Raw genomic sequence first — 12,729 nt, 5'->3', positions numbered from 1 at the left:
TTGAGTGTCTACTTGACGGGTAGCAGTTCATCGTGTCGCTGAACCTTTCTTTTGTTAGGAAACAAGTCTTACAGGCTGTTCCATTCGCTATTCAATTTGTCGTAACGGTCGGTCGCTGCCTGGCCGCGCTGGAAGCCCGGACGGTAGTCTTCGCCTTTTTGACTAGAGCTGACACCGTCATAGAGGCCGCGGAGTCGGTCCTGCTGGGCCTTAAACAAGGCATCGAGCTTGTACTTCATGGCCGTATTTTCGATGGACGAATCATTTTCCAGCTGATTTCGGGTCTTGGAAATCTGAAGGTACAAGGTATTGGCTCGGTTGTTAAATTCCCGGCTGTCTTTGAAATCCTTGTGATCCTTTAAATAGTTGTTGACATCATCGGTGAGCTTATTGATATCGTCATTGAAGAGGTCTTTACTGCTGGCATAGGAAGAAAGGATCTGCTTGTCCGGATTGGCCTTGGCCTTCTTTTCTTCCTCATCCTTCTTGACTTTGTTGACGTATTTTTCAAGATAGGAAACGGCAGCATCATCGTCGACGGCAGCTGTAAAGTCAGCCCCCGGGATTTGGATGGTGCGGGCGATTTTCTTGGCATTCTGAGACTGGGTGAGCATCTCATTCAGTTTGTCGTTAACGGCCGCATCGTTCGGCGCCTTGGCAATGGCAATGGCCTTATCGTAGAGGGCGATCTGATTGCGCATGACTTCGCGAATCGCCTGGTCATCACTGGCGTACTGGTCGGGAATCTTCTGCGGGTTGTAACTCTTGGCTATTTTTTCCACGTTGCCCCGGCTGGTCTCCAAGGTCTTGATCAGCGAATCGGTACCCTTCCCCTGCCCTTCTTGACTGAGGAACTTAGCGGCATCGGTGACGGACTCATTTTCCGTCGCCAGCTGCTGCGAGAGGGCAACGGTATCTTTCGTATAGTCATCTTGATGGGCCCCGTAAAAATACATGCCGACAACACCGGCAATGATGACGACTAAGGCCAGGATGACGCCCACGATGGCCTTGCCGTGGCGGGCATAAAAAGGCTTTTCCTGAAACGGCGGCGGTGTCGGTCGATCGGGCGGTACGACGGGCGGCAAGTCATCGCCATCCATCGCATCGGGGTGTTCCATAGATTCTACCCGTTCGTGATCGAAGGTCTCGGTCCCTGTTTCTTCATCGATCGTCGGTTCCTCGGCGGTTACCCGTCCGTGATCAAAGGTCTCAGTCCCCGTTTCTTCGCCAATAATCGGTTCATCTTCATCCATCTTAGGGAGTTTCGCTCCACAAAAAGGACAAAATTCCCCGTCCACTTCGACCCATTTACCACATTCCGGGCAAAGGCGTTTTTTCATAAATGGCACATCCTTTCCGTATACACAAGCAGACTTTTTTCTTTCTATTATAAGCAATTCTCTTCAATCATGCAAAAACTTAGCCATGCGCTGATAGGTGTCGTCGATTTCCTCCGTACAAATCTTTTCAAAGTTGAGGTACGAGTGAACCATATTGTCGTAATTATAGGTCTCGGCCCGGACACCGAGAGCCTTCAGACGGCGAATATAGTCGAGTCCTTCGTCATGAAAGGGGCAAAAGGACGTCGTAATGACAAAGGTCGCCGGCATCGAAGGCGATAACGGGCCAAAAAGGGGCGATGCCGCCCTTTTTTCGTCACGGCCACGGAAAAACTGGTTGAAGTACCATTCCATCTTGGCCGCCGTAAAGCCCGTTGCCGGACAGCAATTTTCCCGGCACGATGGAAAGGATCCGGTAAAATCGAGGAGAGGATAGATCAAAATCTGATGACGCAAGGGAAAGTCTTTGTCATGCTGCAATCTTTGGCTGACAAAAGCGGCCATACAGCCGCCGGCACTGTCGCCGCACAAGGTCACATCCTTTTCATAAGCAATCCCCTTAGCCGTCAAAAAGGCAAGGGCGTTTTGGGCCACGGCCAGGGCATCGTCATAGGCTGCAGGGTAAGGATTTTCCGGAGCCAGGCGGTATTCCGGAGAGATGACGATATGGTCCGTCGCCTTGGCAATGCGGCGGCAGACGGGATCATAGACCGAGACCGTATCGATGACAAAACCGCCGCCATGGTAGTAGATCAAAACCGGCAGGGGCCGACTCGTATCGGGGATGTAAACCCGAACCGGCACGGGATAGACCGGGCAGCCCTCAAGGACGCCGTCGACGATCCTTTCCATTTCGACTTTGGGCAGCATCTGTTCCTGCGCCGTCCGCAGCGATATTTCCCGCATCGTCACCGGCGTCATCACAAAATTATCCACTTGATGGTCAGCGATAAAAGCTGCCACCTCCCCTTTGATTGTACTCATCATAAGCCTTCTTTCCCTCTGTTATGGTTTATTATTGTATCATAAAAGAAAGGCTGTGAACAGCGTTTTCGTGCCCTTTTGCCCTTTTGGGCAACAAAAAAAGACTGTCCATGATATCCATGTGACAGTCTCTTACTGCGTCGTATGGCGGAGAGCGTGGGATTTGAACCCACGATAGAGCGTTCGCCCTATACATGATTTCCAATCATGCTCCTTCAGCCACTCGGACAGCTCTCCGCGTCTACATATCCTTAGCTGTATCTTCGGGATAGATACGGATATGTAAAATTTGGTCGGGGCGACAGGATTTGAACCTGCGACCTCTTAGTCCCGAACCAAGCGCGCTACCAAACTGCGCCACGCCCCGTTGACCCGACTTGTTTATTGTACCATATCCAACAAAAAAGTCAAGAAAAAGGGGCGTCCTTATCTGGCGAGGGCCACGGTCCGAAAAGGCCTAGGCCAGTTTCTTATCGCGGATAAAGTCGATCAGCATGACTGCCGTATCGGCCATCAAGGTTTCGCAGGAAACGGGGCCGCCGTTGGCTGGGCTCTTGAGCACACGACAGCAGGTGGCTTTGAAGCGATCGCTCCAAATTTGCTGAAATTCGCGAACGGGCTGATTGATTTCCGCTTTCGTCTTTTCGTCAGGCTGTGTCCGGCCGACGAGGCTCCCCAAAACCAGACAGGCCCCGTTCAAGGCCCCGCAAAGACAGCCGGAACCGGCGACACCGCCGCCTAAGACCGACACCATGCGCAGCGTTTCATCGGGCAGATGCAGGGCCAAGCGGTCATTACAGACCTTGACCACCGTTTCGGCACAGTTATTGCCTTCCTTATGATACTGTACAGCCAATGTTCTTATATCTTCCATCGTAGTTCCTCCTTGCACTTTCTTATAGCTATCTATATTGTACCTGTTTCCCCGCGAGAAGACCAGCCTTTAGGGCCGGAACTTGCAGCGGCCTGCAAAAGAGCATAAAAAATAGGATGACGGCAAAATCGATGTTTGTCGTCATCCTATTTTCAGCGATATTACTGAGCTTTTGCAACTTCAACGAGTTTCGTGAAGGCAGCAGCATCATTGACAGCGAGGTCAGCCAACATTTTGCGGTTTACGATGACACCGGCTTTGGTCAGACCATAGATGAAACGGCTGTAGCTGAGGCCGTTTGCACGGGTAGCTGCGTTGATACGAGCGATCCACAATTTACGGAATTCGCGTTTCTTGGCACGACGGTCACGACGAGCGTAGTAGAGCGCTTTCATGACGCTTTCGTTAGCTTTTTTGAAGAGACGGCTGCGGGTACCGCGATAGCCTTTAGCCATTTTTAAGATTTTTTTATGACGAGCGTGTGCTGTAACGCCAACTTTGATTCTTGCCATTAGTCTATTCCTCCGAATCTATGTCAAAAAATTTACTGTCTGTGATTAGATGAACGGGCACATCTTGCGAACGACATCGGTCATGGACTGCGATACGAGTGCAGCTTTTCTCAGGTTACGTTTCCGTTTTGCAGTTTTGCTTTCCAAGATATGGCTCTTGTACGGTTTCATGCGTTTGATCTTACCTGTAGCAGTTGATTTAAAGCGTTTTGCCGCGGCACGGCGGGTTTTGATTTTCGGCATAATAATTGTCCTCCTGTTACTTTTTGTTGACAGCAATGACCATGGTCATGTTTCTGCCTTCAATTTTAGGTTCTTTTTCTACATGGGCGGTGTCTTTCAATTCATCAGCGAATCGAACCAGCAAATCACGGCCCAGTTCCGGATGGCTCATTTCACGGCCGCGGAACATGATGGTGACCTTTACTTTGCTGCCTTCACCCAGGAAACGCTGCGCAGCTTTCATTTTAACGTAGAAGTCATGATCTTCGATATTGGGACGAAGTTTTACTTCTTTCAATGTCAAGACCTTCTGTTTTTTCTTAGCTTCCTTTTCACGCTTCTGCTGTTCATAACGGTATTTTCCGTAATTCATGATACGGCAGACAGGCGGTTTGCCATTCGGTGCGACTTCTACTAAGTCCAAACGCCGTTCTTCCGCAATCTGACGGGCAGAACGAAGAGACATGACACCGAGCTGTTCGTTAGAATCACTGACCACGCGTACTTCACGGGCTCTGATTTGATCGTTGATACGTAATTCCTTACTAATTGTCTTTCACCTCCGAATAAAAAAAGAACGGATAGCATGACTATCCGCTCTACGTTTCCGTCATAGACCCTAGTGACACCATCGTCTTGTAAGGTGAGAAGCGGATAGCTTCTGCTTTATTTTCAACGTTCTATATTATATCAGCACTTTCCGAAACTGTCAAGATTATTTAATCTTAACGAAACGATAATCCTGTTCCGAACGAGGATATTTTTCTTTGTCCACTTCGCTCATGAAATCTTTCAACGGGCGGGCATAGGTTTTCATCGTATCGTGCAGGGCTTTGTAGATAACGAACTTTTCACCGGTTTCGGTGTGTTCGGCAAGCGTAATGATTTCATAAGTATTGTTTTTAAAATGGCGCCACGTTTCATGCGCTTTCGGTAACTCTCTCATCAGTGACCCTCCTAGTATGATAACATTGTAATCTGGTAGTAATTATACCATAGATCAGCCTTATTTCAATGGTTCGACCGGTGCCGCCGTCATAGATTTTGCCGGAAGCGCCGAAAGGGATTCTTGAGCCGCCGCGGCGTCAATGCGGTCACTTTCCTGTTCGGCTACATCGATGCCAAGACGAAGTTTGGCTTCCTTCTTAATGGCCTTATAGAGTCCCTTGGGGAAATCAGCGACGGTCGTCGTCACGCCCCGGGGAAAGACGGCTTCCCGTTCGAGGGTATAGCCTTCGGGATAGAGGCGGGAACAGCGGGGATGATACATGTCGACGTAGAGCCGATCGGCAAACTGCCCGCTGACGTTGGTCAGTTCAAATACATGGATGCGCCCGATCTGTCCGACCTGATGGAAAAAGACCATCGACCCCGTCCGCCGCAGGCGCAGGCGCGACAAATAAACGAATTCTCCACTCGGCCCGTTAACGGGAATGGGATTGGTCAGATCATGGCCAAATCGGCCGTAAGCCCCGCTCACCTGATCGCAGTCTTCGCCCTGGAGCACCTCCCGGGAGAGATCTTTTGACAAGGCCTCATTTTGCAGCTGGGGTGAATTAAAGATCTGCAGGGCACGGTCATAAATTTCTTCACTCTTCGTGCGCTGCTGCTCTTTAAAAAACGCGTCGAAAAATCCCATCGTATTCCTCCTAATATAATCATTAACATGAGCGCCAATCCAAGGGTATCTGACCCGGGGATGGCGGCCTTTTTCTTTTATATTCATTATAGAACATTCTTTATGATCCTGCCAATACTTATCTCACGGTCATCCTATTTTATTTTTTAAGTCGTGCCTTTATTTAAACATAAAATTTAACATTTTTCGGTTTTGAATAAATAATCATTTTATTCACTTTTTTCTTGATTTATTTTTTCTTGAAAAACGATTATTTCGCCTAATGCGCGAAAATATTTCACCGTATTTTGCTTGATAATCTGTATTTTACGCCCTTTATTTTGCATCCAGGTTATATTGACCCCCATCAATTGCATTTTTCAGCTATTGATTTTATTTTAATCACGCGTTATTATATTTATAGATAAAGAGATCAAACACCAGCCGGTCATTATCCAGCAACAACTTAAAATATTAGGCTGGCATATTATACAGAAGAAATGAGGGAGAACTATGAACTTAAGTGCAAATGCAAAAATCATTATTTCCATGGGTGCTTTGCTTTCGTACAGCTTCATTGCACACCTTCTTTAATATGTCCGACTGTAATGCCTGAAAAAGCGACCTCACAATTTGTGGAGTCGCTTTTTTAGTTGTCTTTTTTCTTCCATAATCCATTATGATTCATTGAGGCTTGGTGGCCTTCCGGTTCACCAGGCCTCTTATACTATATAATATAAGATATATCGAATACAGCCCGCCCCAGTCTTTTCACTCCCCCAGCACGAAGAACCTATTAAGGTTATATATTATATATAATATATAACCTTAATAGGAAGTCATCAAAAAATCCGTCTCTTGAAAAAGGTTGACGCGAAGTCTTTTTTCTCAAAATGATATGTATCCCAAACTATTCGGGGTGTTCATTCTTCTTTTAGCTGTCTCTTACTTTATCATGATTATTCGGCACAGCAAAAATCCATTTTCCTCTTGCATTTACTTGTGAAAAAATGTACTATATAGACATGGAGATTGTGAAATTTAGAACTCAAATTCTTCATTTCAACGTAACCCCCAAGGAGCTGCGTAAGCGGCGGCTCCGTCAATTAAGGCTATATACTATATTATTCTATACTTTGTTTCACATCAGAAAGGATGGTTTTTCTAATGAGAGATGCTGTTATCGTAAGTGCTTGCCGTACGGCCATCGGCAGCTTCAATGGCCAATTCGCAGACATTACCGCTGTAGACCTCGGTATTGCTGCGGTTACTGAAGCAATCAAACGCGCCGGTGTTCCTGTCGATCAGATTGACGAAGTCATCATGGGCCATGTACTCCAAGCCGGTTGCGGTGAAAACACAGCCCGTCAGGTTGCCCTTCACTCGGGTATTCCCCAGGAAGTTCCAGCTTTCACATTGAATAAACTCTGTGGTTCCGGCATGCGCGCCATCTCCTTGGCTTCGCAGCAGATCAAACTCGGCGACGCTGACATCATCGTTGCTGGCGGTATGGAATCCATGTCCAACGCTCCGTACTCCATCGCAAAAGGCCGCCGCGGCTATCGCATGGGTAACGGCGTCCTCGAAGACCTTCTTCTTCGTGACGGCCTGATCTGCACGGAAAACAATTATCATATGGGCGTAACGGCTGAAAACGTTGCCAGCCGCTTTGGCGTAACTCGTGAAGACCAGGATAAATTGGCTCTTCGTTCCCAGCAGTATGCTTACAAAGCACAGCAGGAAGGCAAATTCGACAGCCAGATCGTACCGGTTACGGTTCATAAGAGAAAAGGCGACGTCGTTATCGACAAAGACGAATTCATCCGTCCGGACTGCACCATGGATATGCTCGCAAAACTCCGCCCGGCCTTCATTAAAGACGGCACGGTTACGGCTGGTAACGCATCGGGCATCAACGACGGCGCAGCTGCTGTTGTCATCATGTCCGCTGACAAAGCGAAAGAACTCGGCATCAAACCGCTGGCTCGCATCATCGACTGGGCTTCGGCTGGCGTAGAACCGGCTATCATGGGTATCGGCCCTGTTCCGGCTGTTCGCAAAGTCATGAAGAAAACCGGCATGACCGTCGACCAGATGGACCTCATCGAATTGAACGAAGCTTTCGCAGCTCAGTCCGTATACTGCTGCCGCGAACTCGGCCTCAATATGGATAAAGTCAACATCCACGGCGGCGCTATCGCTCTCGGCCATCCGATCGGATGCTCCGGCGCTCGTATTATCGTCACCTTGCTCTACGCTATGGCTGAACCGGAAATCAACGGCCGCTATGGTCTTGCTGCTCTTTGCATCGGCGGCGGCCAGGGCACGGCTATCGTCGTAGAACGCCTGTAAGTTTTTACCCCACTATTCCCTAAATAGTAAGCACCTAAATGTATAGACTACGTAATTTTCTGAACGTGATCTATACATTTCCTTTTGTAAGGTGTATGATATCACTATCTGGTATCATCATTATGATGATGCTTTTCGCGGCGCATTTTTCTCATACCGATGCGTCCCATCTATTTCATACGTAAAAAAATCTCAAGGAGTGATTTGAATGAAAGAAGTAGTTATCGTAAGTGCTTGCCGTACAGCTATCGGCAAATTCGGCGGCGGTTTCAAAGATACCCCGGCAGTTGAATTAGGCGCTGTCGTCATTGCAGAAGCCCTCAAACGCGCTGGCATCGAAGGCAAAGACGTCGACGAAGTCGTCATGGGCAACGTCCTTCAGGCTGCTCAGGGTCAGAACCCGGCTCGTCAGGCTATGATCAAAGCCGGCATGCCGATCGAAGTTCCGGCTCTTACGGTCAATAAAGTCTGCGGTTCCGGTCTTCGCTGCGTATCCTTGGCAGCTCAGATGATCAAAGCCGGTGACGCTGACGTCATCGTAGCTGGCGGCATGGAAAACATGTCCATGGCACCGTTTGCTGTTCCTAAGGGCCGTTATGGCTACCGCATGGGCAACGGCGTCCTCGTCGATACCATGATCAAAGACGGCTTGTGGGATGCTTTCAACGACTACCACATGGGCATCACGGCTGAAAACGTCGCTGAAAAATTCGGCGTTACCCGTGAAGATCAGGACGAAATGGGCGTTCGTTCTCAGGTAAAAGCCTGCGAAGCTATTAAGAGCGGTGCTTTCAAATCCCAGATCGTTCCGGTTACGGTTCATCAGCGTAAAAAAGACGTCGTCATCGACACGGACGAATTCCCCCGCGAAGGCACGACCATGGAAAGCCTCGCTAAATTAAAACCGGCCTTCAAAAAAGGCGGTACGGTAACGGCTGGTAACGCTTCCGGCATCAACGACGGCGCTGCTGCTTTCGTCGTCATGTCCGCTGACAAAGCCAAAGAACTCGGCCTCAAACCGATGGCTAAAATCGTAAGCTATGCATCGGCTGGTGTCGATCCGACCATCATGGGTACCGGCCCGGTTCCTTCGTCCCGCAAAGCCTTGGCTAAAGCCGGCCTCGAAGTCAAAGACCTGGACCTCGTCGAAGCTAACGAAGCATTCGCAGCTCAGGCTGTATACTGCTGCCGCGAACTCGGCTTTGATATGGATAAAGTCAACATCCACGGCGGTGCTATCGCCCTCGGCCATCCGATCGGTGCATCGGGTGCCCGTATCCTCGTAACCTTGCTCTACGGCTTGAAAGAAGTCGGCGGCAAATACGGTTTGGCTACGCTGTGCATCGGCGGCGGCCAGGGTACGGCCTGCATCGTCGAAAACATCGACTAATCACCCTTGTAACAACTGCAAAGAGTCTCGCATGCTTATGGTGCGGGACTCTTTTTTAGCGTGTTTTTTCAGGCCAAAAAAAAACTGATTTTTTACCTCAAAACGCCCCTTTTCTTATTGACGTCAGCCCCTAATATTGATATACTTATCCAGTCGCAAAGAGGATTCATTTTTACTGGCTTTTTGTTCTGAGGCTTGCTCAAAGATGAATCCTCTTTTTTCGTCCTTTTAGAGGCGAGGCCAGCGATGTTTCGGAGGAAGATTCCCTCCCCTTTCGGCCCGGGTGCGGCCCTTCCGTGTAAGGCCGAGGACAGATGCTGTCCTGCCTTTAAATCTGGATATATTCGGTGAATTTTCGTTCTTTGAAAAAGAACCAACGCTTCAAAAGGAAAAAAGTCAGAACCCGGACCTTCCCGAATCGCCCTTTACAGAGGCCATTTTAAAGGCTCGATTTCGTCTCATTTTCCTTGAAAATCCATTTTTTCACCCCCTTGGGAAGGCTGATGAAACCTGGCTTCCCGGCCCTTATCACCTTGTGTAAAATTTTCTATACAGATTTAGAATAATCGACATCAAAAGGGCCCTAAATGCATATAGCATTTTTCAAAAAACTATTTAATTTTCCCTGTAAAAATGATAGAATTAACTTGCTAAAAATTTCTAGCCATATACGCATTCTAAACGAAAGAAGGACTGATAATGAAAACTACATGTCGTAAAATGTCTGTTGTCCAGCTGACCTTCGTCACTGCTGCCAACATGCTTGGAGCCGGTATCATCATGCTGCCGACCAAGCTTGCCGAAGTCGGTACTATTTCAATCATTTCTTGGATTATTACCTCACTTGGCTCTTTAGCCCTCGCCATGGCCTTTGCCCGATGTGGCATGTTTACAACGAAGCCGGGCGGTATGGGTGGTTACTCCGAATACGCCTTCGGGCGAATAGGACATTTTATGGCAAATTACGCCTACTCCGTATCCATCGTAATTGCAAACGTCGCCATTGCCATCACGGCAGTCGGTTACGGCGCCGGTTTCCTTGGAACAACCTTTACGCCGATTCAGACGTGTCTATATACGATCGCTTTATTGTGGATTGCAGCGGCCCTCAACTTCAGCGGTTCCCGGTATTCGGGCAAGCTGAGTGCCATCACCATCTGGGGCGCTATCATTCCCGTTCTCGGTATTTCTATTATCGGCTGGCACTGGTTCAGCCCGGCAACCTGGCTTGCATCGTGGAATCCCAATGACCTGGGTCTCGGCGATGCCGTCGGAAATTCGATTGCCCTTACGTTGTGGTCTTTCTTGGGACTTGAATCGGCAGCCGTCAATATGGACGCCGTGGAAAACCCGAAAAAATCCGTTCCCATTGCGACCTTCGTCAGCACCATCAGCGTCGCTGTCATCTACGTCGCTTCGACGAATGTCATCGCCGGAATCGTTCCCAATGCCGAAATTTTGGCATCGAGCGCTCCCTTCGGCCTGGCCTTTTCCTACATGCTCGGCGATACCGCCGGCAAAGTAGTCATGGGCCTGATGGTATTCTCCTGCGCAGGCTCCCTCTTGTCGTGGCAGTTCACCCTGGCCCGCGTTTTCAAGACCAGCGCCCAGCGCGGCTTGTTCCCCAAGATTTTCGCCAAAGTCACCAGTGCCGATGTCCCCGTCAAAGGCATGCTCTGCATCTTAGGGATGCAAAGCCTCCTCGCTTTGATGACCATCAGCCCGACCTTAGCCACGCAGTTCGAACTGTTGGCTAACCTGGCCGTCGTCACCAACGTCATCCCCTACATCCTTTGTGCCGGATCCTTGACGACGATCCTTACCAAGGAACACATTCCCAATAAAGTCTGCAATCGGAATACTTCGATTTTCTTAGCAGGCGTATCCATTATCTACTGCGTATATGCATTGACAACGACCGACGCAACAACCTTCCTCAGCGGCAGCTTCGCCGCCTTCCTGGGCTGGCTCGTCTACGTCATCCGCTTCACAATTATGAAGCAGACCATCGTCGAAATTAAATGAACAGATCAAAAAGGAGACCTCTCAAGGGCCTCCTTTTTTATTCCTCTTTTCCCAGGCAAAAAAGCCCTCGCTAACCGAATCGGTTAACGAGGGCTTACATTTTATCAGGATAAGGTTTCAACGACGACATTGCGCAGGGCTACGCAGCCGATGATAACGATGGACGACAGGACGAAAGGTGTCACGAAGACCAGGAGATTGTCCTGCAGGATGGGCATGGCCTTAAAGATATATCCGAAGACCTGAAGATCACTGTTGAACAGGAGATTTTGAACCATGATCCACAGGAGGACCATGACGACGATGGAAAGGAGATGGACGACCTTTTCTTTTCGGCTGTAGCCGTAACGCTTATAGGGGAAGAAATAGAAGGCAAAGGTGGCGATGACGAAGATGCTGATGGCTAAGAAACAAAAACCCATGATGGCCATGATGCCGACGAAGAGGCTCACCGAAGCCGACGAATCGCTGACAGCCGGGAAGAGGAACATGCCTAGCACCGCGCAAGGAAGGGGCAGGCTGAATAGGATGGGATCGAGAAACTGGGAATACCAGTGCTTCCGCAGCCGTGCCTGCCAAAAATCAACGCCCTTGGCCGCCCCGTATTGAACGGCAATGGTCACCAGCATCCACAGGGTGAACAAGAATACCATTCCCCAATAGGAGTGCCAAAGAAAGGATCCGGTCAGACCATTTAAAATGCCCACGGCGATGATGAGGGCGACGACGCCGCCGTAGAGGGTCCCGCCTACCGACGCATAGTCATCGTATCGTCCCAATTTGCGGCGGCGATAGCCGAGCCACAAGGGGACGGCAAAGGATAAGACGAAAAAAATCAAGACCGACGAAGCCGCAATATACGGCTTTCCCGAAGCAAAGGCCCCGAAGGGAATCGGCACAATGCCGCAGGCGGCCCAAAGGACAGCCATGAGCCAGTCATGGCCCTTCTGTTTCCATATCGCGTTCATTAGCCCACATCCTTTCGGGTCGGCATCCACGAGGATATGACGTACGATACCAGCATGATCAGGCTGATCTCAACATACATGGCGACGATAAAGACGAGGTCACGACCGATCGTCGGCCATTCCCAAAAGGGAGCTGCCTTCCAATACTCGCCCAGATAGACCTTAACGGCAGCCGTAAGGGCCAACAGGAGCAGCCAGACCAGGACGACGGCCCAGCGGCGGATTCGCCCCTGTTCCCTGCCAAAGACGGCATCTGCGGCGCCGACATAGGCCGTCGGGACGACGAGAGACAGGAAGAGATAACTGACGACGGCCACAATGGCACTGGAGCCGCTGTGAATCGTATAGGCTCCAATGGGGATGAGGACGATGAAAATACACATGAAAACAGACTGCCGCAAAATATCGCGCCACCAACTCATTTATGCAAGACCTCCTAAA

The 12,729-nt window shown here is 49.5% G+C and carries 13 protein-coding genes, 2 tRNA genes and 1 other annotated feature; of the genes, 3 read left to right on the top strand and 12 right to left on the bottom strand.

Translation table 11 applies throughout. The features are described 5' to 3' along the window. Window positions 1–68: 68 nt before the first annotated feature. From HMPREF3201_RS06575 to HMPREF3201_RS06530, 10 genes are all read right to left on the bottom strand, one after another. Window positions 69–1,343 carry a zinc ribbon domain-containing protein gene (locus HMPREF3201_RS06575; protein ID WP_062412297.1) on the bottom strand — a complete coding sequence of 425 codons (1,275 nt, stop codon included), beginning with the start codon at window positions 1,341–1,343 and terminating at the stop codon, window positions 69–71. Window positions 1,344–1,406: 63 nt separating this feature from the next. Further along, the gene (locus HMPREF3201_RS06570) at window positions 1,407–2,327 is read right to left on the bottom strand and encodes an alpha/beta hydrolase (RefSeq protein ID WP_062412296.1); all 921 of its coding nucleotides are present in this window, start codon (window positions 2,325–2,327) and stop codon (window positions 1,407–1,409) included. 145 nt (window positions 2,328–2,472) lie between these two features. After that, window positions 2,473–2,564 (bottom strand) — tRNA-Ser (locus tag HMPREF3201_RS06565). Between the two features lie 53 nt (window positions 2,565–2,617). Beyond that, window positions 2,618–2,694: transfer RNA gene (locus tag HMPREF3201_RS06560), tRNA-Pro, on the bottom strand. A 90-nt stretch (window positions 2,695–2,784) separates the two neighbouring features. Continuing rightward, a complete protein-coding gene (locus HMPREF3201_RS06555) occupies window positions 2,785–3,201 on the bottom strand; it encodes a C-GCAxxG-C-C family protein (protein WP_062412295.1) in 417 nt (138 codons plus the stop codon). A 161-nt stretch (window positions 3,202–3,362) separates the two neighbouring features. After that, window positions 3,363–3,713 (bottom strand): 50S ribosomal protein L20, encoded by a 351-nt coding sequence (gene rplT / locus HMPREF3201_RS06550; RefSeq protein ID WP_044504397.1) that lies wholly within the window; start codon window positions 3,711–3,713, stop codon window positions 3,363–3,365. Between the two features lie 45 nt (window positions 3,714–3,758). Next, window positions 3,759–3,956 (bottom strand): 50S ribosomal protein L35, encoded by a 198-nt coding sequence (rpmI, locus tag HMPREF3201_RS06545; RefSeq protein ID WP_062412294.1) that lies wholly within the window; start codon window positions 3,954–3,956, stop codon window positions 3,759–3,761. 16 nt (window positions 3,957–3,972) lie between these two features. Continuing rightward, a complete protein-coding gene (gene infC / locus HMPREF3201_RS06540) occupies window positions 3,973–4,485 on the bottom strand; it encodes a translation initiation factor IF-3 (RefSeq protein ID WP_071822351.1) in 513 nt (170 codons plus the stop codon). A gap of 13 nt (window positions 4,486–4,498) precedes the next feature. Then, window positions 4,499–4,608, bottom strand: a sequence feature (ribosomal protein L20 leader region). Between the two features lie 42 nt (window positions 4,609–4,650). After that, complete coding sequence (locus tag HMPREF3201_RS06535) at window positions 4,651–4,881, bottom strand: DUF1653 domain-containing protein (RefSeq protein WP_062412293.1); 231 nt, start codon at window positions 4,879–4,881, stop codon at window positions 4,651–4,653. Window positions 4,882–4,941: 60 nt separating this feature from the next. Further along, complete coding sequence (locus HMPREF3201_RS06530; RefSeq protein WP_062412292.1) at window positions 4,942–5,574, bottom strand: hypothetical protein; 633 nt, start codon at window positions 5,572–5,574, stop codon at window positions 4,942–4,944. Window positions 5,575–6,720: 1,146 nt separating this feature from the next. Between HMPREF3201_RS06530 and HMPREF3201_RS06525 the strand changes: the two genes are divergently transcribed. The 3 genes from HMPREF3201_RS06525 (at window position 6,721) to potE (ending at window position 11,320) form a co-directional block, all read left to right on the top strand. After that, window positions 6,721–7,905: an acetyl-CoA C-acetyltransferase gene (locus tag HMPREF3201_RS06525; protein ID WP_062412291.1), complete on the top strand. Its 1,185-nt coding sequence runs from the start codon at window positions 6,721–6,723 to the stop codon at window positions 7,903–7,905. Window positions 7,906–8,113: 208 nt separating this feature from the next. Then, on the top strand, window positions 8,114–9,295 hold the full coding sequence (locus HMPREF3201_RS06520) for an acetyl-CoA C-acetyltransferase (protein WP_062412290.1): 1,182 nt from the start codon (window positions 8,114–8,116) through the stop codon (window positions 9,293–9,295). Between the two features lie 699 nt (window positions 9,296–9,994). Continuing rightward, window positions 9,995–11,320 carry a putrescine-ornithine antiporter gene (potE, locus tag HMPREF3201_RS06510; RefSeq protein WP_062412288.1) on the top strand — a complete coding sequence of 442 codons (1,326 nt, stop codon included), beginning with the start codon at window positions 9,995–9,997 and terminating at the stop codon, window positions 11,318–11,320. A 104-nt stretch (window positions 11,321–11,424) separates the two neighbouring features. On the opposite strand, the gene HMPREF3201_RS06505 is transcribed toward potE, so the two are convergent. After that, window positions 11,425–12,288, bottom strand: coding sequence for a hypothetical protein (locus HMPREF3201_RS06505; protein WP_062412287.1), 864 nt, complete (start codon window positions 12,286–12,288; stop codon window positions 11,425–11,427). Further along, on the bottom strand, window positions 12,288–12,710 hold the full coding sequence (locus tag HMPREF3201_RS06500) for a hypothetical protein (protein ID WP_062412286.1): 423 nt from the start codon (window positions 12,708–12,710) through the stop codon (window positions 12,288–12,290). Before HMPREF3201_RS06500 ends, HMPREF3201_RS06505 begins: the two co-directional genes overlap by 1 nt. Window positions 12,711–12,729: the final 19 nt, after the last annotated feature.

The sequence above is a fragment of the Megasphaera sp. MJR8396C genome, assembly GCF_001546855.1.
Classification (GTDB): Bacteria; Bacillota; Negativicutes; order Veillonellales; family Megasphaeraceae; genus Megasphaera.
This window is presented reverse-complemented; position numbering and strand designations above follow the sequence as displayed.